This is a genomic window from Microscilla marina ATCC 23134, from assembly GCF_000169175.1.
GTDB classification, from domain to species: domain Bacteria; phylum Bacteroidota; class Bacteroidia; order Cytophagales; family Microscillaceae; genus Microscilla; species Microscilla marina.
The window spans coordinates 53201-79120 of the sequence record NZ_AAWS01000018.1; the positions used below are offsets into that span (position 1 = coordinate 53201).

Annotated in this window: 18 protein-coding genes; 6 read left to right on the forward strand and 12 right to left on the reverse strand. The window is 41.5% G+C overall.

Annotated features, from left to right (window positions below; genetic code table 11):
* Positions 1 to 614: 614 nt before the first annotated feature.
* Complete coding sequence (locus M23134_RS17840; protein ID WP_004155981.1) at positions 615 to 1352, forward strand: hemerythrin domain-containing protein; 738 nt, start codon at positions 615 to 617, stop codon at positions 1350 to 1352.
* Positions 1353 to 2075: 723 nt separating this feature from the next.
* On the forward strand, positions 2076 to 3569 hold the full coding sequence (locus M23134_RS17845) for a M28 family peptidase (protein WP_004155982.1): 1494 nt from the start codon (positions 2076 to 2078) through the stop codon (positions 3567 to 3569).
* A gap of 87 nt (positions 3570 to 3656) precedes the next feature.
* Here the strand turns inward: M23134_RS17845 and M23134_RS17850 are convergent, their stop codons facing one another.
* The gene (locus M23134_RS17850; RefSeq protein WP_004155983.1) at positions 3657 to 7649 is read right to left on the reverse strand and encodes a SpoIIE family protein phosphatase; all 3993 of its coding nucleotides are present in this window, start codon (positions 7647 to 7649) and stop codon (positions 3657 to 3659) included.
* A gap of 561 nt (positions 7650 to 8210) precedes the next feature.
* A complete protein-coding gene (locus M23134_RS17855) occupies positions 8211 to 8678 on the reverse strand; it encodes an OB-fold protein (protein WP_004155984.1) in 468 nt (155 codons plus the stop codon).
* Between the two features lie 430 nt (positions 8679 to 9108).
* Here M23134_RS17855 and M23134_RS17860 point away from each other — a divergent pair, with 430 nt between their 5' ends.
* The 3 genes from M23134_RS17860 to M23134_RS17870 all read left to right on the forward strand — a co-directional run bounded on the left by M23134_RS17860 (position 9109) and on the right by M23134_RS17870 (position 12603).
* A complete protein-coding gene (locus tag M23134_RS17860) occupies positions 9109 to 9663 on the forward strand; it encodes a YceI family protein (protein WP_004155986.1) in 555 nt (184 codons plus the stop codon).
* Positions 9664 to 10136: 473 nt separating this feature from the next.
* A complete protein-coding gene (locus M23134_RS17865; RefSeq protein ID WP_045113800.1) occupies positions 10137 to 11801 on the forward strand; it encodes a formate--tetrahydrofolate ligase in 1665 nt (554 codons plus the stop codon).
* A 241-nt stretch (positions 11802 to 12042) separates the two neighbouring features.
* Positions 12043 to 12603, forward strand: a complete 561-nt coding sequence (locus tag M23134_RS17870) for a hypothetical protein (protein ID WP_157558532.1) — start codon at positions 12043 to 12045, stop codon at positions 12601 to 12603.
* Positions 12604 to 12619: 16 nt separating this feature from the next.
* Here M23134_RS17870 and M23134_RS17875 read toward each other — a convergent pair whose 3' ends face one another.
* Positions 12620 to 13468: an ADP-ribosylglycohydrolase family protein gene (locus M23134_RS17875; protein WP_004155989.1), complete on the reverse strand. Its 849-nt coding sequence runs from the start codon at positions 13466 to 13468 to the stop codon at positions 12620 to 12622.
* A gap of 340 nt (positions 13469 to 13808) precedes the next feature.
* Between M23134_RS17875 and M23134_RS38400 the strand changes: the two genes are divergently transcribed.
* On the forward strand, positions 13809 to 15218 hold the full coding sequence (locus M23134_RS38400; protein WP_004155990.1) for an AraC family transcriptional regulator: 1410 nt from the start codon (positions 13809 to 13811) through the stop codon (positions 15216 to 15218).
* Between the two features lie 103 nt (positions 15219 to 15321).
* Here the strand turns inward: M23134_RS38400 and M23134_RS17885 are convergent, their stop codons facing one another.
* The 9 genes from M23134_RS17885 to hisB all read right to left on the reverse strand — a co-directional run bounded on the left by M23134_RS17885 (position 15322) and on the right by hisB (position 25771).
* Positions 15322 to 16287, reverse strand: a complete 966-nt coding sequence (locus M23134_RS17885) for an alpha/beta fold hydrolase (RefSeq protein ID WP_004155991.1) — start codon at positions 16285 to 16287, stop codon at positions 15322 to 15324.
* A gap of 80 nt (positions 16288 to 16367) precedes the next feature.
* Positions 16368 to 17057: a helix-turn-helix transcriptional regulator gene (locus M23134_RS17890; RefSeq protein WP_045113822.1), complete on the reverse strand. Its 690-nt coding sequence runs from the start codon at positions 17055 to 17057 to the stop codon at positions 16368 to 16370.
* Positions 17058 to 17246: 189 nt separating this feature from the next.
* Positions 17247 to 20123, reverse strand: a complete 2877-nt coding sequence (gene uvrA, locus M23134_RS17895; RefSeq protein ID WP_004155993.1) for an excinuclease ABC subunit UvrA — start codon at positions 20121 to 20123, stop codon at positions 17247 to 17249.
* A gap of 759 nt (positions 20124 to 20882) precedes the next feature.
* On the reverse strand, positions 20883 to 21209 hold the full coding sequence (locus M23134_RS17900; protein ID WP_045113802.1) for a DUF6122 family protein: 327 nt from the start codon (positions 21207 to 21209) through the stop codon (positions 20883 to 20885).
* Positions 21210 to 21760: 551 nt separating this feature from the next.
* A complete protein-coding gene (locus M23134_RS17905; protein ID WP_157558533.1) occupies positions 21761 to 22867 on the reverse strand; it encodes a serine hydrolase domain-containing protein in 1107 nt (368 codons plus the stop codon).
* Between the two features lie 204 nt (positions 22868 to 23071).
* Positions 23072 to 23410: a hypothetical protein gene (locus M23134_RS17910; protein WP_045113803.1), complete on the reverse strand. Its 339-nt coding sequence runs from the start codon at positions 23408 to 23410 to the stop codon at positions 23072 to 23074.
* 192 nt (positions 23411 to 23602) lie between these two features.
* Positions 23603 to 23944, reverse strand: coding sequence for a hypothetical protein (locus M23134_RS17915; RefSeq protein WP_004155998.1), 342 nt, complete (start codon positions 23942 to 23944; stop codon positions 23603 to 23605).
* A 50-nt stretch (positions 23945 to 23994) separates the two neighbouring features.
* Positions 23995 to 24480 (reverse strand): SixA phosphatase family protein, encoded by a 486-nt coding sequence (locus M23134_RS17920; RefSeq protein WP_004155999.1) that lies wholly within the window; start codon positions 24478 to 24480, stop codon positions 23995 to 23997.
* Between the two features lie 169 nt (positions 24481 to 24649).
* Complete coding sequence (hisB, locus tag M23134_RS17925) at positions 24650 to 25771, reverse strand: bifunctional histidinol-phosphatase/imidazoleglycerol-phosphate dehydratase HisB (protein WP_004156000.1); 1122 nt, start codon at positions 25769 to 25771, stop codon at positions 24650 to 24652.
* Positions 25772 to 25920: the final 149 nt, after the last annotated feature.

Consider the following 25920-nt stretch of genomic DNA (forward strand, 5'->3'; position numbering starts at 1 on the left):
CCGATAAATTAGAAATAGATTCAGTTGATGTTACGCAGTAATTTCCAAGTCTGCTTATTTATATTGTTTGATAGCTTTATTGTTTTATGGTTGCGCGATGCGTAGCCCAATCATTTAGCAATAAAGCCATATAACCATTAAAATAAGTAGGTCTGCGTAACTTCAGTTAGTAAGTGATGAATTTGTTGGTTGAAATATTTTTTATATTTATCTTCAGCGGCTGCCAATCAACTTACAAGTATACGACCTTCAGGATTTTAATCGAAAATTAAGAATTAAAAATTGCTAAGTGATCTGGAAAAAATAAGATGTGCCAATTTAAGAAAATATATTGTTCTCAGACAATTCAAAAAAAACGGTGCATAGCCAAAGCTATGAGGCTTTTTTTTTGAGAAGAATGAGGGCAATAGATACACTTTAATGGCTCAAATTATTTATGAAAGATCACTAATTGTTAAAAACCGTGGGGTGCTGCCTGATTGTGGCAAAAAAAACAAAAAATGATCAATGTCATTGTTTGACTGTAACCCCCGTCCTACCTTTACTTATACATTCTCAGACAATGTGCAAACAAGTGAGCAAAAATTGAACATACAAAACCTTGGAACAATATTATGGATAAAATAAACACAAAAATCACTGATTTGGTGAGCAATAACCCCGAATCAGCCTCGGTACTACACTTTCTAGGAATTCACTTCTTTAACTATACCGAAAAAACCCTGGGCGAAGTATGCCAAGAACACGACGTAGATGCAGCTTTGGTTATTCGCCGTTTAAACGAAAGTGCCCTTGTCAAAGACAAAGCCCAAATCAATCTGGAAGAGTACCCTATAGAGCTTATTGTAGAATACCTCAAGCACAGCCATTATGTGTTTATCAAACAACGTTTGTCTTATATTGCCAGTTTGCTCGAAAGCTACCAAGACTCTTCGGGAGTAGTAAAAGACCTTAAGCTGATATTTCCTCATTTTTTCAAAGACTTCATTGAGCATATTTACGAGGAAGAAGACACCTTGTTTGCGTACATTCTCACCCTTAATAAAGTAAAAAAACACGCAGGAGGTAAGCCTGTCAGCAAAGAGATTATAGAAAAGCTTCAGCAAAAATCGCAGGGCAAGACTGTGGCCGATTATGAAAAAGAACACCGAGAAGAGGACAACGAAATGAGCGGCATGCGTGAGCTTACCAATCAATACGCTCAGGCTTCGTCAGAAGATTTGCACGCTAAAGTAATTTTAGATGCATTGAAATCGTTTGAAGGTGAATTGAAGATTCATGCAAAAATAGAAAACGATATTTTGTTTCCTAAAGCTATTCAGTTAGAAACAGAGGTGTTGGCAGTATCATAGCCAAGACCTAGTGCATTAGGGACTAAGTAGTTTATACACGCATAGCCTACTAGTAAAAGACAGTGATTTTTTATAAACCCGTGGGAATGAATTGACATATCCACGGGTTTTTTGTTTCTAAATGTGAAACATATATCTGATTTATGCCATAAATCTATAACTTTGGAAGTTTAAGTACAAATAGTCCATAGCGCCCACAGGCAACTAACAAATTCATAGTATACTTATTTTCAGCGGTTTATGAATTTGTTAGTTAGAAGTGATTTTGTTTACTAAATTCTCTTTTAAAGTGTTTGTACCACAAACACTCCTATAAATAGAGTTTAAATGTTTAACTGGCTGATTATCTGTAAGTACACTACGGAGTATTTCAAGTACTTACTCATAATAAATCAATACTGTTGTAGGTACAATTGATTATTATGAGTAAATTAATTTTACTACTCTACCCAGCTTTTTTTTAAAAGTACCTTCCTCGCCTTGGTTGTGTGTCTTCACCAATTGATAAATCCCGCCATTCGGGGGCGATCGAAACCCTAAAATAAGCCGTTTTTTAAGCTTGTGGGTGAGGTGATTTAGCTTTGCTGAGCACCGATTTAAGGACTCGTAAACTCGGTTGTGAAGACACAAATCAGGGCGAAAAATAGTAGGGTAGAGTATAATTTTACTTGTAGCCTATGGCTACTTATAGGTATACAACCAACCTTAATTTAAATGATAACTATGAGAAATTTCACCCTTATCTTACTGGCGTGTTTTGTAAGTGCTACCGTATGGAGCCAGAAAAAAGACGAAACTGCCGTAAAATATGCTAAAACTGTTACCAAAAAAGACCTTAAAAAGCATTTGACCGTGATAGCGTCTGACGAAATGGAAGGACGTGACACTGGGTCGCCAGGGCAAAAAAAAGCGGCTAAATACATTGCCGATCATTTCAAAACATTGGGTTTGTTGCCTCCAGTAAAAACTGCCAAGGGCAAAAGCTATTTTCAAAAGTTTGATTTGGTAAAATCTAAATGGAAAGATGTGAGTATTACCACCAAAAAAGGAGGTAAAACTACTTACTTGACCGACGTATACGCCCTGGGGTCTATCAACGCAAAAGTTAAAAAATCCTACAAAATAGTTTACATGGGCGATGGCAACAAAGCCAACTATGAAAAGGTAAAGGTAAAAGGCAAACCAGTAGCGTTTTTTATAGATGGGGTAAGTGAACTAAGAAAAAAACGCAGCATTGCCCAGAATGCCGGGGCCAGTCAGGTTTTTATGATTGTGGGCACCAACCAAAAAAAGTACGATGAAGTTCTCAAATACCTATCTTACTATGTAAAACGCTGGACAAGAGGCGAACTAAAAAGTAAAAAAGATAAATTTATTGTGATGCTGTCGCCTAAAACAGCTGCCAATATATTTAAAACTACCCAAGAGCAGTTTGTAAAAAAAGAGACCAAGATAGGAACTAAATCAATTAAATTTAAACTGACTGCCGAGCAAGAAGTAAAAACCGGCGTTTCGTCTGAAAACGTTTTGGGGTTTTTGGAAGGTCGCGACAAAAAGAAAGAAGTATTGGTGATTACAGCACACTACGACCATATTGGCAAACGTGGCGATGAAATATACAATGGGGCAGACGATGATGGTTCGGGTACGGTAACGGTACTGGAGCTTGCGGAGGCTTTTGCTAAAGCCAAAAAAGAGGGAAAGACTCCCCTCCGTAGTATTTTGTTTATGACGGTTTCGGGCGAAGAAAAAGGTTTGCTGGGTTCTAGTTATTATACCGACTTTGACCCTGTATTTCCATTAAAAAACACTGTAGCCAACCTCAACATTGACATGGTAGGGCGCATAGACAATCGTTATAAAGACAACCCCGATTATGTATATGTAATTGGTTCTGATAAGCTCTCTTCTGAATTGCACAACCTCAACGAAGAAGCCAATAAACAATACACGAACATTAAGCTTGACTACAAATACAACGACGAAAAAGACCCTAACCGTTTTTACTATCGCTCAGATCATTACAACTTTGCCAAGAATAATATTCCTATTATATTTTACTTCAATGGTACCCACGCCGATTACCACAAGCCTACCGATACTATTGAGAAAATACACTTTGGTAAGATGCAAAAAATCGGACGTTTGGTGTTTCATACTGCCTGGAAGATTGCCAACCGCGAAAATCGCCTTAAGGTAGATAAAGCCAATAAATGATTTTGCGAAAGAAAGGTACATTTAATTTTTAAACCAAAAAGGCAAGCGATTTACCGCTTGCCTTTTTGGTTGTGTACCAGGTAAAACTCACAACTTTAGTCCCAGCAACAAAATGTCGTCTCTTTGTTTGGCATCTTCCTGAAAAGCAGCCTTTGCCGCCAGTAGCCTTTCTTTTTGGGTGTTTAACTCCAGTGGCATTATTTCTTCCAGGGTATCTAACAATCGTTTTTCACCAAACGACCTCCTCTTAGGGTTGGGAGTATCAGCAAAACCATCGCTGCTTAGGTAAAGTATGTCCCCTTTTTCAAGCAACAACTTGTAATTGACAGGGTGGGCTACATCAGCGTTGTATGTTATGCCACCTATCATTACACTGTCTCGTTTTATTTTGTTGAGTTGTTGTTGATGTGTATAATACAGGGGACGTTTGGCATTGGAGTATACCACTTCTACTGTGTCATTGTCCATATACTTGATGCGGCACAAGCCCATGTCCATTCCATCTTTATTTTCTGACTCTTCCTGACGCAAAGCTTTCCAGATGTTTTGTTGAATCTCCGCAATGATCTGTTCTGGGTCAAAAATTTGTTTTTCGTTCACTATTTCATTCAACAAACGACTGCCTACCATACTCATAAATGCCCCTGGAACCCCGTGCCCGGTACAGTCTACCCCTGCCACAAAAATATAATCTTCTACCTGACTTAGCCAATAAAAATCACCCGAAACAATGTCTTTGGGTTCATAAATTACAAAGTGATCAGCAAAAATGCGTTCAAACGATTTATTGCTGGGCAATATGGCGTTTTGAATAGTTTGTGCATAACGAATACTGGCGTTAATGTTTTTGTTTTGCGTTTCTATCTGTGATTTTTGATGCTGTATTTGGTTATAACTCTCGGTATTTACCAAAGCAATGGTGATGTATACCGCCAGGTTACGGAGCAAGTTAAGGTGGTAAGGTTTGTATGCGTGCCTTTCGGCGCTTTGTATGCTAATCAAGCCAATGACATCATCTACTACTTTGAGTGGAATACAAATAAAAGAGTTCAACAGTTCATTTTCTCCATAACCATCCAAAGAGTCAATATATTTTGAGTACTCTTGTTGTACATCACCTACCACAATTTCTGTTGGCCCGGTAATACACAATACCGTAAATCGATTTCTATCTTCAGCGGAGATAGTTATTTTAGGCATTTTTTTACCCTGATAAATGTAGTCTTCATAAGTAATTTGTTGTTTAGCAGGGTTGTATAAGCCAATGCCAAACTCACTCACAGGCATCAGCTCTGCCACATTTTGGTATACTACCTCTACTATTTGATCCACCGACAGTTTAGACGTTACATTTTGCCCTATTTCACTCAATAACTTTATGTTTTCGTAGGCAGTTTCTATTTGTTTACCCTTGTCTACCAAATCGTTGTTAATAGCCCTCAACTCTTCGGCTTGTGCCGATATTTCTTCTTTTTGTTGTACAATAGAGATGTTGGCTTCGCGTAAGTTTTCGGCTTGTACAATAATTTCCTCTTTTTGGTTTATCAGTTCAGCGTTTTTTAACATTACTTCTTCGGTACGCTCTTTTACTGTTTCTTCCAGTTTTTCTTTTTGCCTACGCAAACGTCTGGTATACAGGTGAATAGTAATCAACACTAAGAGTAAACCTATCACTACATACCCTATATACGCCCACACTGAACGGTACCAGGGTGGTTGTATCTCAAAACGGTACACCACTTCGGGGCTGGTGCTCAAGTACAAGTTGCGGGTTTGTATACGTAGTTTGTATTTGCCTTCTCTAAGGTTGGGGTATTCTTTAAAGGTTTCTTTAGTCCAGACAGACCAACCTTTGTCGCTACCTTCCAGGTAATACCTGAATTCGTTTTGTTCTATATCGGTATAGTTGGTACTTCCTACCCTAAACCTTAGGCTGTTGTGTTGGTAAGACAACGTAGGAAACACATAGTGAGCAGCGGGTGTAGCTTGCATTTCTCCCTGGGGGCTCAAAAAAGTACCTCCAAAAATCACTGAGTCTTTGGTGCCCGTAAGCGCTACCTCGCGCAGTAGTACTTGAAAAACAGGTGGTTTTACCGCTTGAGTTGGATCATAGTGTATGATCCCTTCTTTGGCCGTAATCAATACATTACGATCATCTACCAGGTTAAACTGCCCATTGCCATCATTGGTCACCGAAGCCCTGAGTTTTCTTAATGGTTGCACTATTTTTTTATAACTTCCGTTGGCTTGTTTTTGCAAAATCCCCACCTCGGCATACTTATCTTCTATGTCGTTTACCACCTTGCGGCAAGCATACCAAATATTTTGTTTGGCATCTGCTTTCAACAACCAAATTTGTTTATTGTACCCAATCAAAGCATTGAGCTTTTGCTCCCTTACAAATTGATCCTGGGTAGCATTGTACTCATATACGCCATTTTCGGTCAGGCATAGCATCTTTTTATGCAAGGTGATCACTTGATTACCCGCATTAGAGGGCAACCCTCCCTTGGCTTTATCATAATGTGTTACTTTCACCACACTGTCGAGTATACTATTTAACTGCACCTTAAAAACGCCTTGGATACCATTGCTTACCCAGTAGGTGTTTTTTGACTTGCCCTGTATCACACGCCTTGAGTCTCTGGAAAATCCTTTGATTTGATGCTTGACCTGCCAATGGTTATTTTGCCACTCTAGCAGGTACAACCCCGATTTTCGCCCAGCCATGAGCAAGTCAGGGTTATCTTTCAAAGCAGTAATTCTCCATACACTGCCCGACCCTTCAAAGGCTTTTAGTTTGGCGGTCTTTATTCCCCCAGGCGTATTTTCTAAGCGTAAAATAGTAGGGTTAATGGCTGCCAGAAGTTCTCCCCTAAATTTGTTAATTTCCCATATTTGATGGTCTTTGGTTTCGGGCAGCAGCTTAAAAAACCTTTGCTTATCCATTGGGTTTTCGTAAGGCTTCCAGGGTTTGTAATAAATGCCCACCGAAGTGCCCGCCAATAGTTGGTTTTGATGAATAAAAGTATTTTGCATAGAGCCTTCTATGCGGTAAGATTCGTTCCAGAGGGTAAAAGGAGAGTTGAGTTCGATAAAGGCAATGCCTCGCGACAAACCCACCCAAAGGTTGTTGTTTTGATCGGGGTGTAAAAAATAAACCTGGTTGTCGGGCAAGCCATTGCCCTTGTGGATGTGTTGAATAATTTTGCCTTGCCTGTCGGTAATTAAAACCCCCTTGTTTTTGGTGCCAAACCCCAGGTATTTTTTGCCAATGGGGGCAGCGTGGTATAGCCCGGTTTCACTGAGCACTTTTTCTAGCTGAGGGCTAAAAGGCTTCAGTGTTTTGCCATCGTATACTCTCAGCTCTTCGGCAAGGTTAGAGAAAAGGTATTTGTTGTTGCCCAGCGGGTGCACAAAGTTGACCCTCATTTTGCCAAAAGTAGGTTCAGGAATGAGCTTCCCTTTCTCTATTCTAAAGCTTCCCTTCTTGCGTTGGTATACATACGCTTTGCCTTGAAGGCTGATCAGGTAAAAAGTAAAAGCGGTTTCGGGGCGGATGATGTGCTGTATTTTTTTGTCTTTGGCTACAAACAAGGCTTCTTTGGTTTGCATGACCACTCCTTCGTCGGTTACGGTCGACTCCCACACGTCTTTAAACTGAATGTCTTTGGGTATTTGATCCATCAAAGATGCCAGGTAGGTGTGCCCGGTCGAGTCGGTGGCTACATAACCAACAAAACTTTTACACCCCACATATATTACTCCGTCTACACCTCGTCTCAATGAGCGTACCGTAGATTTGTTGGGTACTGAAATCAATCTCCAGCGTACCCCGTCAAACTCAAGTAGTCCCTTAGAGTTGGCCACATAAAGTACCCCACGCTTGTCTTGAGCCATCCACCAATTTTGATTTTGTGCCCCATACTCGTCAGCAGTGTAGGTTTTTATAAATGGAATGCCTTTGTTTTTAATGATAACGGTGGGTTTTTGAGAGGCATTGGTTAAAGTTTGAGCATACGAAAAATAAGAAGCATAAATGGTAAAAAAGAATACACATATCGAAATATGTAATTTCATAGAAGTAACAGTTTTGGTATAAATGATGATGCTGATTGCTTATTATGTATTATGTGATATATACAAACTTTGACAAGTCAGGTAGTGATTAGGGCAAGGCCAGGCAAAGGGAATAGGGTAGATAATAAAGAAGGCTGTAAGGTAGTTTTTATACGTAAATGAGTCGTTGAGGTAAAGAAATACCCATATTTTTATTCTTTTATTTTTATAAGTGATCTGGAAAAAATAAGATGTGCCAATTCAAGAAAATATATTGTTCTCAGACGATTCAAAAAAAACGGTGCATAGCGCAGCTATGAAGCTTTTTTTTGAGAAGAATGAGGGAAATAGATACACTTTAATGGCTCAAATTATTTATGAAAGATCACTAAGTAACCCTTTTCAGAATAAACATACAACAGGTTCATTATCTGTGATGTGTGGTTACAAAACTTGTTCCATAAAATCAAATAAGTGACCACTTTGAGTGGTTTAGTAGCTCTGCTTGAAGGGATATCATCAAAAATAGAAAAAGTAAAGAGATACAGACAAAAGTTTTGTCTGTATCGGCATCAGCATTCATTATTTTTTTGCGGGTTTTAGTGCACAATCTCTCATAGTGGCATCTGTGGGCAAATCTGGGTCAAAGTCGGGGCCTGAGGCAATGGCTCCCTTGACCGTCACCATATCACCTACTTTGAGTTTTTGGGTAGCCGGATCTTTCGAGGCTTCTGCGGTAAAGGTGCAGGCAACCCCAATCTCCTTACCTTCTTCTCGTAAGGTAACCACTTTTTCTTTGTTGCTGTTTTCGGTGATTTCTGCAATTTTTCCTGAAACCGCAAAAATCTTTGATTCTCCATTGGCTGCCAGATACTTGGCATTGGCAGAGTCGGCACTTGCTTTATACTCGGCCACCAAGCCTTTGACTGTAATCACCACGTCTACTTTAGATGCTTGTACATCGCGGTGGGGTTGAAAATACAAATAAGCCACGTAAGCACCTGCAGCTGCACCTATAATCACAATAATGATTAAAATCTTTTTTAACATAATTTGCTTTGGTTTAGAGTTGAGTATAAATAAGAAGTAGTGACCTATAAAACAAAAAAGATGTTGATTATCAGATGTTTGAATGAATCTTGAATTTGAACAACACCCACTCGTTGTTTATTGCTCACCACGTAAATAATTGAATATAATTTAAATATTAGAGAATAATTTCCTGATTGTCAAACAAACTTTTAATTTCTTCAGTTCACACCATTTTCTTAAAAAATTGTTATCAAACAAGGCAAAAGAAATTCTTTGTTAAATACCTGTTAAACGTGAACTTATTGTTTGTTTTTGAGGTATTTGTAACCGAAACAGACAAGGCAATCATCAATACTTCATCGCTTATGTATTTTGGTCATTAATTGTTTGATTCACCATTGATTTTTAATAATTTAAACAATAGTCTTAGCTAAACTAAATAAAAACAATGAAAAAATTTTCACTCATAATTTTAGCCGTCTTGTTTGCATTCTCGGCGGTACAAGCGCAAAAGAAAAAAGCCAAAAATGGTAAATCTACCTTATTTTCTCACACTGCCGCTGAAGACATCAAGGCAGAAAGCAACAGTGTCACGAGCTTGCTAAACACTGCTACTGGAGACTTGATCTTTGTAGTACCTGTACAAACCTACAAGTTTAAAAAGTCATTGATGCAAAAGCACTTCAATCAATCACGTTTTATGGACTCTAAAAACCACCCTAAGATCAAGTTCAAAGGTAAAATAACCAACCTAAGCGCAGTAAACTTTAGCAAGGATGGCAAGTACAATGTCAATGTATCGGGTAACATCACCATTCGTGGCACTACCAAGCCACAAAATACCACCGCTACTTTGACTGTGAAAGGAGGTACCGTCAAAGGTTATTCTTCCTTTACTGTAAAAAATATTGGACAGTTTGGTGTAGGTAAACCCAAAAACAGGAAGAAAAAGGGCAACGTTGCCGATAATATAGATTGTAAAGTTTGGGTAACTTATAAATAATTACCTGCTTAACCTTCCCCCCTAAGTGATCTGGAAAAAATAAGATGTGCCAATTTAAGAAAATATATTGTTCTCAGACGATTCAAAAAAAACGGTGCATAGCCAAAGCTATGAGGCTTTTTTTTTGAGAAGAATGAGGGCAATAGATACACTTTAATGGCTCAAATTATTTATGAAAGATCACTAAAAAAAGAGTTTTAAAAACGTCTTTAAAAAGCCTTGTGTTGCTTCATTGTTACACAGGGCTTTTTTATGTATTTACTCAAAGCAGGTATTGATTAATGCTGCACGTTTCAGGAGTTATTTAATCGCTCCCAATCTCTTGGTATTTCGTCAATATTTGGGTTATTTAGCATATTAAGTAGCAGCTAAGAGTAATGTGTTCATAATATGACAGTTACACCTACTCATTAGACATATTGAATTCCGCTTTGGTATTTACAATCAATTATACAACATCAGAAAATCAAACAATGAAGAGTGATATAGAAATTGCCCGCGAAATAGCTTTAAAACCCATTGGCAAAATAGCCCAACATATAGGCTTGCCCGAAGACGAATTGATGCCTTATGGCAAGTATAAAGCAAAAGTTCCTTACCAGCTGATCAATGCCGATGACTCAAAAGCCTGCCTGATATTGGTTACTGCAATTACCCCCACCAAAGCCGGTATTGGTAAAACTACCACCTCGGTAGGTTTGGCATTGGGGCTCGAAAAATTAGGCAAAAAAACGGTGGTTGCTTTGCGCGAACCTTCACTGGGTCCTTGTTTTGGAATGAAAGGGGGCGCTGCCGGAGGAGGATACGCCCAGGTATTGCCTATGGAAGACATCAACCTGCACTTTACGGGCGATTTTCACGCCATTACTTCTGCCCATAATATGATTTCGGCATTGTTGGACAACTACCAGTTTCAGCACCGCAACACCGATCAGCAACTCAAGCAAATTTTATGGAAACGGGTGTTAGACGTAAACGACCGTTCGCTGCGCCAGATTACCACCGGGTTGGGTGGTTCGGGCAATGGAGTAGTGGCAGAGTCGGGTTTTGACATTACGCCTGCCTCAGAGATTATGGCTATTTTGTGCCTTGCCAACGACTTAGACGACTTGAGGGCACGCCTGGAGCGCATTATTCTAGGCTATACTTACGACAATGCCCCCTTTACGGTCAAAGATTTGGGTGTTTCGGGTGCCATTACAGTGCTACTCAAAGATGCCATCCATCCCAACCTGGTGCAAACCACCGAACACACGGCCTCTTTTATTCATGGTGGGCCTTTTGCCAACATTGCCCACGGCTGCAACTCGGTAGTGGCCACTAAAATATCGCTCACCTTTGGCGATTATGTCATTACTGAAGCTGGTTTTGGGGCAGACCTGGGCGCCGAAAAATTCTTTAATATCAAATGCCGTCAGGCAGGGCTGCAGCCCAAAGCTACAGTGATTGTAGTGACTTCACAAGCCTTGAAGTTGCACGGTGGAGTAGACAAAAGTGATATATCGAAACCTCACCTCGAAGGACTCAAGACGGGGCTGGCGAATCTCGAAAAGCACATTGCCAATGTACAAGGTTTTGGGCAATCGGTAGTGATTGGGTTTAACCAATATGGTTTTGACACCGACGAAGAAATGGACTATATGCGTCAATGGAGCGAAGAGCGAGGGGCTACGTTTGCCATTAACAATGGTTTTATCAAAGGGGGAGAGGGTGCCACACCTTTGGCGCAAGCCGTAATAGATACTATAGAGAAAAACCCTTCCAAACCTTTGCAGCTTACCTATGAAAACGAAGACAGCATAGAAACTAAAATTGAGAAAGTAGCCACTAAAATTTATGGCGCCAAAGAGGTGAGTTTGGGCAAAAAAGCCCACACAATGCTTAAGCGTATCAAGAAGTTTGGCCTGGAGCATTTGCCTATATGCATTGCCAAAACCCAATATTCTTTCTCTGACGACGCCAAGGCTTTAGGGGTTCCCAAAGATTTTGTGTTTTCGGTAGAAGACATGGTCATCAATGCCGGGGCTGGTTTTATTGTGGTAATCGCGGGTAACATTATGCGTATGCCAGGCTTGCCCAAGGCACCACAGGCGCAAAATATTGACCTGGTAAATGGCGATATTGTAGGGTTGAGCTAAGGTTGGGTTGATACACAGTATTGACAGGGTGTTAGGTACACCCTGTTAACTTTGTTGTAGATTCAGTTCATAGATCGCTAAAAAATATGTAATATCTTTTTTTTCAGCGAGTTACGTGTTTATTAATTAAAAATATGTAGATGATTGTGGGCTATTCAAAATTTTATAAAACTGTGTAACAAAGGCAGTATTATGCGCTGTTTTGTTGTACCAGCCAACCAAACAACTAAGGAACCAAAAAATGAGCTACTTCAAAAAAATAGCATTGATTGTATGTATGGTGTGGAGCCTGGGGTGTCTTATGCAGTGTACTTCTACTCCCGAACAAACTGTAAAAAACAAGAACCCAGAGCCTCCAGCATCGTCGCGCAGGGTAGTAGCGCCCGATACCAGCCAATACAAGCTGAACCACCTGGAGGGCAGCGAGTATATCTGGGGCAAAAAACCTTGTACTGGGGTCAACCGCTCTACTTTTAGGGCAGTGTTGGTGTTTTTGCCCCAACAGGTAGTAAGGTATGTATACACCAATGTGACAGTGGGTGACGAAGGCAAAGGTTATGAAGAACAAAAAGTATGGAAGGGCACTTACCAGCGACAAGGAAGCGAACTTACTTTGCACTTTACCCAAATTACCCAGTGGCAAAAAGGCTTTGATGATGTCAATGCTCGCCAAACCCAACAAGAAAAAATAGATAAGAAACTTGCCTTCAAAGCCGTAATGTGCCACCAAAAACGTTCGGCGCTGCAAAACCTGTCAACTGCGCTTGACCCGGAAAAAGGGGGCAATTGGGTGAAAAAGTAAATGACATATTTAGCGGTCAATTGCTAAAGTATTTCTCCTTCAACTGGGCATCCAGTGTCTCGATGTATGCCTTGCCATAAGTACCATTTTCCATATCGCCATACAACCAATAAGGTAAGTCTTGTTTGATTTCTTTACACATACTTGCCCCTGCCAATGCTATAGCGGCTACGGTGTCTACATCGCCCGTATAAGCAATACAGTTTTTGAGCAAGTTGCTCATAGTATCGGCTTGGGCAATGGCAGTAATGGCTGCCCGTACGCTCATCCAGCCTTTAGAACGTACTTTGCCCGTCCATCTGCTTAGCCAATCGCCTTTTACGTTGGCTTTTAGGTAGGGGGCCAGGTCTTGCTTTTTACCACCTTCCCAAGCAAAAAAGTGTACAATCAGCGCTGACGCTTGGGCAGCATTGATTCCGTCTTTGGTACAATGAGTGATAGCAGCCTGTATTTCGGCTTTTTCGAGTACTTCTTGTTTGTCGGCAAGTAAGCCAATGACAGGTGCCCGCATTGCGGCTCCGCTTTTGTCGCTGGTAGGGTTGATGTGGGCGAGAAACTCTTCACCACCTCCCGTATTTTTTCTCAAAAAATGGTAAAAGCCTTCTGCGTAACCTTCTCTGGGGTCGCGCTTAAAAACCTCTACAAATCTATGGGCAATATTCAATGGAGTCCACGCATCGCCCGATAGCATCAGCTCGGCTATGGCAAGACTCATTTGGGTATCGTCAGTATACATTCCAGGCAAAGTGCCCGTATGTTTGGGGTGTTGGCGGTAGCTCAAATTGTTGTGGCGCACCACCTCTTGGCGGTCTACATATTCAAAGCCCGCCCCGTAAGCGTCGCCTATGGCAAGTTCTATGAGCATGAGGGTATTGTATTTTGTGATTGTGTAACGAAACCTTGGGCTTATTATACAAATTTGTTTAAGTCACCGCTACGCTTAAAGCTAAATCAGCTGGTGTGTCATTAATAAAAATGAAATAATCGTGTACGAAGTTTTAAAATCTTTGATATACAGGTATTTACGTATAAATCAAGGGGTGAATTCGTAGGGGCTACCCCTGTGGTTGCCCTAACGAAGAGCAAACATGAGCGTATAAAACGTCTTTTAAAACTAAAAATGACCTTATTTTTGCTCTCATTAATCTTACAAAATACTTATTACCAGTTAATTATAAGACTTCGTACAGCTCTAAAAATAAAATATGAATGCCGATAAAGCAAGAACAGAGTACATTAGACGAGTAAATTTTGTTTTAGATTTTATTGAGAAGAATCTTGAAGCAGATTTGTCACTTGAGTCTTTGTCAAAAAAAGCCTATTATTCCCCTTACCACTTTCATAGAGTTTTTTCGACAATTGTAGGAGAAAATCTGAATCAGTACGTCAATAGAAAACGAATAGAACGTATCGCCTCCATCTTATTGATACGTTCAGATACGCCTATCAAAGAACTTGCATATATCTACGGATTTAATAGCGAAAGTTCTTTTTCAAGAGCATTTAAAAAGTATTATGGCATTAGCCCAACAAGATTCAAATTAGAAGGAAAAAATACACTTCGCAAGATTGGTATAGAGTTTTTCACAACTGAGAAATACATTTGTAGCATTGATCATATTAAAAAATGGATTGAAATGAATGCACAAATTGTTATAACAGAACTACAAGAAATAAAGCTTGCTGGTGTGATGCATATCGGAGAATTTGACAAGGCTGGCAATATGTTTCAAAGGTTGATGGAATGGGGCGCTAAAAAAAGAGTATTGGCCACTTCGGATTTTAAAGCCATTACCATTTATCACGATAACCCCAACGTTACTCAAACCTCAAAATTGAGATTCAGCACGTGTATAACCATTAGTGAGGACATAAATGCAGATGGAGAGATTAGACCTATCAACTTAAAGAAAGGCATTTATGCTGTTGGTCATTTTGAAATTAAGGCAGACGAAATTCCAACAGCCTGGAAAAATATGTGCATCTGGGTCATTGAAAATGGTTATGAGTTTAGAGATGGCGACTATTTTGAAATGTATCATAATGACCACAAAACTCATCCCGATCAAAAATTCATATTAGACATTTGTATTCCACTCGAAAGAACAGGAAACCTAAAACTTGAGAGAAAAAACAGGGTAGATTTCTCAGATTACAAAGAACAAAACAATCGAGGTGAAAAACATTTAGATTACCATCAACTGATAGGTTACATGAAAGAGTTGAGAGGGTTTTTACATAAAGAATACGACGTTAATTTTAAATTTGGAAATATTTATCAAGGAAACCCTGATTTTTCTTATTTCTCATTCACAACTGAGGAGTTGAAAAAACAAAAACTGAAATTTGTTATTGTATTAAATCACCAAGATTTGTTTTTTTCGATTTGTTTATCTGGTCAAAACAAAAGTATCCGAAAAAAATACTGGGAAATATTTAAAGGCAGTGATTGGGACAAATATCATTTGGCAGAATCAATTAATGACAGTCTGTCAATTGTTGACCACACCATTGTGAAAGAACCCGATTTTAGTAATCGAAGGTGTTTAACGGAACAGATTGAAAAAGAATCATTCAAATTCATAAACGAGATTAAAGGCATACTTGAATCATAAAAAACGATCGCGGTATTTGCCAAATGCCCTTTTTAATGAAAAAACAAAAAAACGGTACATCAACCCAAACTGATGTACCGTTTTTTATTATTTGTACCTGTAGTTAAGAGGCTTCCTGTTGCTCCAGCCATTTCAAAATCGCTCGGTTTGTTTCTTCTGGAAGCTCTTGTTGAATCCAATGACCGCAATCCAGGCTAATAACTTCTACCTTAGGTACAAACTCAGGTAGTCTTTCAAACTTCGGAATCAAATCATGATTGCCATAGATCATGAGTGTGGGTTGTTGGATGACAGGGTCTACATCTGCCAATAATTGCCAGTTGCGGTCAAGGTTTCTGTACCAATTGATACTGCCTGTGAACCCCGAAGTTTCGAAGGCGGAGACGAAAACAGCCAGTTCACTGTTATTCATGATGGGCTCACCGAGCGGTGTTTTTGCTTTGGCAAGATTGATCATCTCCATGCCTGGCTGAGGAGCTCTGAGGGGTTTATTCTTCCGGTATAAGTTGCGAAGGAATTGAGACGTATTTTCTTCTAGTACAGCGTCTGCAATGCCTGGCTGTCGATTGAAGTGCACAAAGTAGTAGTCGTTGCCCAGTACATCTTCCATGAACTCGATCCAGGGTTTTTCTCCGCGCTCCTGGTAAGGCAAGCTCAGGTTGATCACTTTATTGACGCGGTTTGGATGCAATAAGGTCATTCCCCAAACAACCATTGCCCCCCAATCATGGCCAATAAATGTAGCCTCTTGGTATCCGTAGTGATCGAGAAGTGCCACAAGGTCACCAGTCAAGTGTTCTAGGTCATAATCGGTTACTTCGGTCGGACAGGATGAATTGCCATAACCCCGCTGGTTTGGAACGATGACCTGGTAACCTGCTGCAACAAGGGCGGGTACCTGATGACGCCAGGAAAAGGCATGCTCTGGCCAGCCATGACAGAGTACAATAGGCTTTCCTGCATTTTGTCGGCCTGCTTCAAAAACTTCGAGTGCTATACCGTTGACTGAAATAAGAGTGGGCTTGGGAAAGTTGATGGGGTGAAATGCCGAGTTTATTACGTTTGTCATTTGTACAAATTTTAAAGGTGAATCAATGCTGCAAACGTATACCTGGCGGGTGACAACCTTATGTCAAGGGTCAGCAAAAATTAATGGTATTGATCAAAATACTCTTGTAAGGTTAAGTTGTGAGGCTTAAAATTTTCTGATAGAACTTCCATTTTTTGAATTCTGTCTAACCGAAAAAAGCGAAATTCCTTACGTAAACGACACCAGGCAATCAAATACCAGTTTTCGCTATTCACTATGGCAAACGGCTCTATTAATCTGTTGGTTGTGCCTCCCTCTTTATTGATATATTGCATCCTGACCAGGTTGTAATTGGTAAGTGCATTTTGCAAATCTGACAAATTGTTGCTATTTCTTTCTTGCTCTAAGACTTCGTTAAACTGAGTTCTATTAGCCAATAAATTTGCTTTGTCCTTGAGATTATATCTTAAAATTGATTTTATTTTATCAATTGCTTCCGAATAATCCTTTACAAAGGAGGCATCCTTGTTTTTCAACACCAACTGTTCTGCAAGTATCAAGGCATTTGCTTGCTTTTCGGTAAACATAACGGGTGGTATTCTGTAACCCTCCATGAGTGTATACCCTTTCCCTTCTTCGGTCAAAATAGGGACGCCTGCTTTCTCCAATGCTTTTATATCCCGGTAGATGGTTCTTTTGCTCACTTGAAATTTTTGGGATAATTCAGAAGCAGTAACAACTCTCTTCGCCTGGAATTGAGTTAAGATAGCGGTTAAACGAGATAATCTATTTACTTCGTTATACTCCATTTTTTTTTGATTGTCGGACGTTTGCAACCTTTCCTGCTCTTTAGAAGCAATATACATTCTCTATACAAATTTGCAGCGCAAGCACAAACTGTTCATAATCATTGGGTTTAAGTTACCGCTGCGCTCAAACTTAAACCAGCGGTGACCTCACTTTGCACACCATAAAACCATATAGCAATAGAACTGCTATCACTCCCCCTTCATCTCCATCTTCAAATACTTACCCGTAAAACCTTTTTTCTTTTTGATGAGTTGTTCGGGGGTACCCTCAAAAATGATCTCACCACCTTTTTCGCCTCCATCGGGTCCCAGGTCTACCACGTGGTCAGCTACCTTGATTACATCCAGGTTGTGCTCGATAATGAGTACCGTGTTGCCTTTGTCTACCAGTTTTTGCAACACTTGCAGTAGGATGCGAATGTCTTCGAAGTGTAGCCCCGTGGTGGGTTCGTCCAAAATGTACAAGGTTTTACCCGTGTCGCGTTTCGAGAGTTCCTTGGCAAGTTTAATCCGTTGGGCTTCGCCGCCCGAAAGGGTAGTGGCTTGTTGCCCCAGGGTAATGTAGCCTAGCCCTACTTCTTGCAAAAAACTAATTTTACGCAAGATAGAAGGCTGATGTTCAAAAAAACCTACGGCTTGCTCTACGGTCATGTCCAGTATGTCGGCAATAGACTTGCTCTTGAAACGTATCTCTAGGGTTTCACGGTTGTAGCGTTTGCCTTTGCAGGTTTCACACTCGATGTATACATTGGGCAAAAAATCCATTTCTACCAACTTCATTCCTCCCCCTTGGCAAGTTTCACAGCGCCCACCCTTTACATTAAACGAAAAACGTCCTGGTTTATAGCCCCTTATCTTGGCTTCGGGCAATTGGGTAAACAAGTCGCGGATGTTGGAGAAAAATCCCACATAAGTGGCAGGGTTTGAGCGGGGCGTGCGTCCAATCGGCGATTGATCTACCTCTATTACTTTGTCTATGTGTTCAAGCCCTTCTATTTTTTTGTAGGCAAGGGGTTTGCGCTTGGCGCGGAAAAAGTGGGTATTGAGAATAGGGTAGAGGGTGTCGTGAATAAGGCTCGACTTGCCACTACCACTCACCCCGGTAATGCACACCATTTTGCCCAAAGGCAACTTAAGTGTCACATTTTTTAGGTTGTGCCCGGTGGCTCCCTTTAGCACCAATTGGTTGCCGTTGCCTTTGCGTCGTTTTTTGGGTACCTCAATGGTTTTGCGGTTGCTTAGGTAGTCTACCGTCATGCTTTGCTGCTGCATAATCTCTTGGGGCGTGCCTTGCGCCACCACCTTGCCCCCGTGAATACCTGCCCCTGGCCCTACGTCCAGAATATGGTCGGCTTCCATCATCATATCTTTGTCGTGCTCTACCACTATGATGGTATTGCCCAGGTCGCGTAGTTCTTGTAGTGACTGAATCAGTTTTACATTGTCGCGGGCGTGCAAGCCAATGCTTGGCTCGTCTAAAATATACAGGACACCTACCAACTGAGTACCTATTTGGGTAGCAAGTCTAATGCGTTGGGCTTCTCCTCCCGACAGGGTGCGCAATGAGCGGTTGAGGGTAAGGTAACCCAACCCAATATTGAGCAATAGACTTACCCGTTTTCTTATTTCTTTGAGTATTTCGTGGGCAATTTGGTTTTGCTTTTTGCTCAATCGCTCTTCCAGGTTTTCCAACCAGTCGCCCAGGTGGTTGATGTCCATTTCGCTGAGTTGAAAAATGTTATGGTCGTCTATTTTAAAATGCAATGACTCCTTTTTCAGGCGGGCACCCTCGCAAGTAGGGCAAGTGTTGATCTGGACAAAGTCTTTAGCCCAGCTTTGCAGCTTTTCGGTGCCCTCTTCATAATTCTTTTTCATGTACGTCTTGATGCCATCGAAGGTGGTCTCGTAGGTACGCTTGTATTTGGGCGAATACACTTTGAGGAGTTCATCCGAGCCATTCAAAATAACATCAAGCAGGTCTTGGGGGAGTTTTTCTATAGGAGTGCTCAGGCTCAGCTTGTGGTTTTTGAGCATTTTTTCCAATTGCTTAAACATCCACGTGTCACGGTATTCGCCCAAAGGCGCAATCCCTCCCCGGCTAATGCTCAGCGATTTGTCAGGCATCAGGGTTTCTTCGGTAAACTCTTCTATTACTCCCAAGCCCTTGCAGTCGGGGCAGTACCCATAAGGCGAATTAAACGAGAAGGCATTGGGGGCGGGTTCGTCATACGAAATACCCGAAGTAGGGCATACCAGGTTGCGCGAAAAATGAATGGGTTTGTCGTTGCTATCGTGGAGCTGTAGCATCAACGAACCTTTGCCTTCTTTTAGGGCAGTGGCCACCGATTGGGCAATGCGCATGCGTTGTTCTGCTTTGATGGCCAGTCGGTCGACTACTACTTCTATATCGTGAATTTTGTAACGGTCTACCTGCATTTTAGGCTCCAGGTCGAGCACTTTGCCATCTACCCTCACCTTGGCATAACCAGCCTTGCGTATTTGGACAAAAAGTTCGCGGTAATGCCCCTTCCGTCCTTTGACCACGGGAGCAAGCAATAATACCTTTTGTCCTTCAAATTTGGCAATGATTTGGTCTATGATCTGATCTTCTGACTGCTTGATCATTTTTTCACCCGTTACGTAAGAAAAAGCTTCTCCGGCGCGGGCAAACAGTAAACGCAAAAAGTCATAAATTTCGGTGGTAGTGCCCACTGTAGAGCGTGGGTTGCGTGACGTCGTTTTTTGTTCGATGGCAATGACCGGACTCAAGCCGTTGATCTTGTCTACATCGGGGCGTTCCATGTCGCCGATAAAAGAACGGGCATACGCCGAAAAACTCTCCATGTAGCGTCGTTGCCCTTCGGCGTAGATGGTATCGAAGGCAAGCGATGACTTACCACTGCCACTTACCCCGGTCACCACGATCAGTTCGTTGCGGGGAAAAGTAACATCTATGTCTTTGAGGTTGTGTTCGCGTGCGCCAAAAATCTCCAGGTTATCAGTATAACCAGTTGATAGGTCTTGAGCTTCGTTATTGGTAGTTGTCTCAGTATTAAGGGTGTCCATCTTATTTACAAGGCTTGGGGAGTTCCCGGTTTGTACAATTGCATTTTTAACCAACTACAAACTTACAGTTTTTTTGTCGATTGTGTACACATAAAATGAGTAATCCAACCGGATTGTTCATTTTTTTAGCAATTTTTATGTAGAAGGTGAATAGAGGCAAGTATTAGTCCGGAGTTGGTAGTCTAATAGTAATTACGAATGATTTAATTACGAATTACGAATTGGGCGAGGCCATTCGTAGTTTAGTCCGGAATCAGTTTGAGAATTACGAGTTAGTCAATTACGAATTGTTCAATTACGAACCGACCGAAGGGAGCTCTGCTTTAGCGAATTACGAATTGTTCAATTACGAATTACGAATGGGCGCAAGGCGATGCTATGGTCTACGGACTACTAACTCTGGACTAGACTTTACGAACCGACCGAAGGGAGCTCTGCTTTAGCTAATGAGCGCGACTACGGTCTACGGACTAAATTACGAATGGCTTCGCCTCATTCGTAATTCGTAATTCGTAATTCTCAAATTCCTAATGGGCACGAGGCGACTACGGTCTACCGACTCCCAACTCTGGACTAGACTTTACGAACCGACCGAAGGGAGCTCTGCGTAAGCTAATTACGAATTGGGCGAAGCCATTCATAAATTAGTCTGGAGTTGGTAGTCCGTAGACCATAGGGTCGCTTTGCGCCCATTCGTAATTTCCTCATTCGTAATTCGTAATTAATCAATTCGTAATTCACCCATTCGTAATTAAAAATCTATATCCAACAATCCAACCAATCAGTTACTATGTGAAACAGCAAACCCACCGCTACAATGCGGGTGCGGCGAGGCAGCAACAAGCAGCTATATACCACTATAGCTGTGTAAGAATGCAATGGGTGAAAACCCACGCTGCAACGGGTGGGGTCAAAAACAGGTGTAGCCAGCAGGTGGTCAAGATCTATCAACATAGTGGCAAGCAATATGCCCCATATACTGCGCCAGTCTAAGGTAGACCAGCGAGTGTGGGCAATGCCCCAGGCAATGAGGGCGGGTGCCAAAAAGTGTAAGCTATAGTGAACCAAGGGTTTAAGTAAAAACATTACAGTTTGTTTGGGGTTACCAGTATGCACTAATACGCAGTGATCATAGCTAAATTAATACTTAAATAGTTTGATGATAAAGTGTTTATAATAAGGTGTTTATGTTGTCTCAAGTTTAGCATAGCCCCAATGGACTTCCATCTACCGATTTGATAAACCGCTAAAAATCAACGTCCTATAAAATCGGTAAGTTGCTTGTAGAGCAGCCTCAAACTTGAAGCACCGATATGCCTCGGCATCTAAGGACTTGTCTCTAAAAGCTTGCGGCTGTAGAGGCTATCAACCAATGCTGTTTAAGCATTAAAAAAACAGATGCGTGAGCCATCTGTGACAGGCTAAAGCTAAAAGCTTTGTTAAGGAACCGAGCTCAGCGGAGCTACGCCAGCATTGGACCATCGACTTCCATCTACCGATTTGATAAACCGCTAAAAATCAGTATTCTATGAAATCGGTAAGTTGCTTGAAGAGCAGCCTCAAACTTGAAGCACCGATATGCATCGGCATCTAAGGACTTGTCGCTAAAAGCTTGCGGCTGTAGAAGCTATGGACAATCAATCCAGCCAACCATAAATGACCCGCGCAATGTTTTCATACCTGCCATCCTGGTTGTTAGAGAGTAAAATTACGCAGTTGTTTTGGTGCAAGTTGCGCAAGATAATGCTGCGAAACCCCCCACTGCTTCCCGAATGATACACCGTTTGTCCGTCTTTATCGATGTGCCAGCCAAATCCATAGTTTTTGCTGAACATATTATTGTAATATTTAGTAGGCGAAAAAGCTTCTTTGAGGGTCGTTCTTTTTACCAGTCGGTTGGTGCGCAGTGCCTGGTCCCACTTATACAAATCTGCCGCTGAAGCGTATATGCCACCATCGCCATAAATGCGGTTGAACAAGTGGTCATCATACAATTTTTTGTTGTTTCTGAAGCCATACACCCTGTAAGGTAACTTGTGTTGGTAGTCAAACACTTCGCTGTTGCGCATGTCGAGGCGATTGAAGATGCGTTCCTGAAGGTAGTTGGGGTACGATTGCCGCGACACCTTCTCTATGATCAACGCCAACAGTACATATCCGGTATTGGTATATAGCCAGCTTTCGCCACATTTAAAATAGGGTTTGGGTTGTTCATTGATCAACCAGAGCAAAATGTCGCGATTGGTGGGGTAGGTAAACTTGTATTTAGAGCGTAGCACTACCTGAGCAAAGTATTCGCCATAGTTGGGCAAGCCTGAAGTATGAGTGAGCAAGTGACGAATGGTAATATGAGGGTAGGGAAACCCTCGAAGGTGCTTGTCTACAGTATCGTTATACGAGAGTTTGCCCGCTTCTTTAAGCATCATGATGGCCATAGCAGTAAACTGTTTGCTTACCGAAGAAAGTCTGAAGCTAGACTGGCTCTTAAGCGGGGCTTGGTTTCTGAAGTCGGCATAACCGTAGCTTTTTTCCAAAATTTTGAGCCCATTGTGGTTAATCAGCACATTGCCGTTAAAGTTTCGGTTTTTGTGCAAGTAGTGAAGCAGTGAGTCTGCTCTTCCGGCTATTTCGCTCAGGTAAATCTTTTCAGTAGTGGGTGGGGTTTGGGGTGACTTGTCTGACTTACAGGCAGCGGGCAGGATCAGTGCAGAAAAAAGTACCATGTATAACCTGATGATGTTCATAAATTGAGGGTTGTATATACTTTGGGTGCCGTGGGTGGGTTGCCCCAAAAAACGCTTTAGGCAATCAGATATTTTGAGTGGCTAACAAAAACAACAAACAGCCATATATAAAAAGAATGCTGCCAAAAATTATTTTGGCAGCATCGCAATATTTTTAGAAATCAAACGAACCTGTGCAGAGGTTGCGTAAGTTTAGCAGTTGGCTTAGTTGGCTTTGCTGCTATCTGCCTGGGTAGAGTCGGCTTTGATTTGCTCAGTAGAGTCAACCGTGTTGGTTTCCTCGGTTTTAGCAGCTTTAGGCTTACCGTATAATTTGTCTTTTATTTTGTTTACTCTATCACCTGCGTCTTCAGGGGTAGGGTAAGTTTGTTTGGTTTGGCGTGCCTTGGCATCTTTTCCGTCACCGTATACTCTGTTGTTGTCGTAGTCTACTTTTTGGTCAGGCACCGATGACGACGCATTGTATTTGCCGTATCCGCAAGACACTAAAGAGAACATGAACGAGATAATAATTAAATGATAAATTTTTTTAGTAAAAGTCATTGTCATTCTGATTTTATGCAAACCACGTATTTATATAAGTATATCCAGGACTATGCCTGTGTAATTTCTATCAGGTTGTAGAGTGTTTTTGTTTGAAAATGCTCAAAAAACCCTCATTTACCTGCCTCCATATTTACAACATGTGGCGCAAAAGTAGCTAAATTTATTAAAACAAATCAAAAAAAAACTTCTTTATTTTTTGCTCCATATTGCCTTTAAACTGTAGCCTGTCCAGGCAGCAAATGCTCCTACCAAGCCTCCGATTACCCCAGTTACTATAAGCAACCAATCGCCGGAAGGCAAAGCAAAAAACTGTGCTATTTTGCCAGAGAGTAAGCCATCGTTTGCCTGGTTGATAAAGTATGCGCGCGCCACCCATACACAGGCAACCCCAAAAAAACCCGATAAAAATGCTTCGAGGTTAGACCGCCCCACCAGTACAGCAGCTACAAAAGCTACTACAGCTATCCACCACCAGGCAGCAAACAACGATTGGGTAATAAATACCAAAAGAGCAATAATAATAAAGAGCATATACTATATTTTTGTAAATATAATTTTTTTCGTGACAATGAAGGCAAATTTTATGGATGTTTTAGCCAGGCCAAAACTCCAGTATCGGCAGACACGTGTGCCCACTCGGCCACTTCAAACATAATCGAAGCAACGCCACAGTTAGGCAGGCCGGCTACCGACTGCCCCGTGAGGTATTCGGTGAGGTAACTAATGGTAGGATTGTGCCCTATCATTAGCACGTTTTGGTGTTGGGGGGCTGTTTTATTAATTGCGTCCAGCATTACCTCTAGCGTGGTTTCATAAATAGACGGATCAAATATGATGTTTTTAGTGGGATAATTCAATTTTTGAGCAAAAATTTCGGCAGTAGAGGTGGTTCTTTGGGCGTTGCTGGAGTACACCAGGTCAGGCACAAAACCCTGGGTATGGAGCAGTTCACTCATAGTGTAGGCTTGTTGGGTGCCACGTGGGGTCAATGGACGCTGATGATCGGTTTTGCCAGCAGCGTAGGCCACCGCTTCGGCGTGGCGTAAAAGTAAGAGGTTTTTTTTCATTGCGTTTTACTATTTGTGCAAAAAAACTAATTATTTAGCGTGATTTCAAATACTGAGCGCAAAGACCGCATTAAATATAACCAACAAGTAGGGGTAATTATGTAAGAATGAATGAATTACCCCCGCTTGTGGCAAGACTTAATGTGATGTGTCTCTAACAGCCCCTTGGCTAAATCACCCCTTTAGTACTTGGAATCTCAACCCCAGTAATTTGTTTGGCAGCCTTTACCGCACGGGCAAACGCCTTGAATATAGCCTCTATCATGTGGTGCTCGTTGTTGCCCTCACACCTTACGTGAATATTGCATTGGGCGTGGTCGCTGAGCGATTTAAAGAAATGTTCAAACATTTCGGTAGGCATACCACCCACTCGTTCGCGTTTAAACATAGGTTGCCACACCAACCAATTTCTCCCCGAAAAATCCAAGGCAACTTGTGCCAGGCATTCGTCCATCACCAGGTTAAAAAAACCATAGCGTTCAATGCCTTTTTTGTTGCCCAAGGCTATTTTAAAGGCTTCGCCCAAAGCAATGGCGACATCCTCTATAGTATGGTGTTCGTCTATGTGCAAGTCGCCCTTTACCTTTACGCTCAAATCAAGTTTGCCGTGGTGCGCCAATTGATCCAGCATGTGATCAAAAAAACCAATGCCCGTATCCATGGCTTTTTTGCCGCTCCCGTCCAGGTTGAGCGCTATAGCAATGTCAGTTTCTTTGGTAGCACGTTGCACAGTGGCAGTACGCCCTTGGGCAGCGCGGTTTGCCTCCGTCAAAAATACCGTAATTTTGTCCCAGTCAATGGTAGTAAGCACCACAGGCAAATCGTGTGCGGCTAGTGTTGGCTGCAGCAAAATTCCCTGGCAACCCAGGTTTTGAGCCAATTGCATATCGCTTAGGCGGTCGCCCAGCACAAACGAGTTGGCAAGGTCATAGGCAGGGTTATCAATGTATTTTGTCATTAGCCCGGTGCGCGGCTTGCGGGTAGGGGCATTCTCTTCCTCAAAAGTGCGGTCGATCAATATTTCATCAAACACAATTCCCTCTTGTTCCAGGGTTTTGAGCATTTTGTTGTGGGCTGGCCAGAAGGTATCTTCCGGAAAACTATCCGTACCCAGCCCGTCCTGATTGGTCACCATCACCAGCTCATAATCCAGCTCCTGGGCTATTTGATACATATTTCTGATTACCTTGGGATACATCTCTAGTTTTTCGAGCGAATCTACCTGATAATCAACCGGAGGCTCTACAATAAGCGTCCCGTCACGATCTATAAAAAGTACACGTTTTTTCATAATATTTTAGTTTAGAGTTGATAATTTCTACAGCCTAAAGCTATTAGCCTTTAGCTTTAGGCTAGTTTGCAAGCCTGTTGCCGATTTTATAAATCACTGATTATTAGTGGTTTATAAAATCGGTAGATAGAAGTCTGTGGTTCACTGTA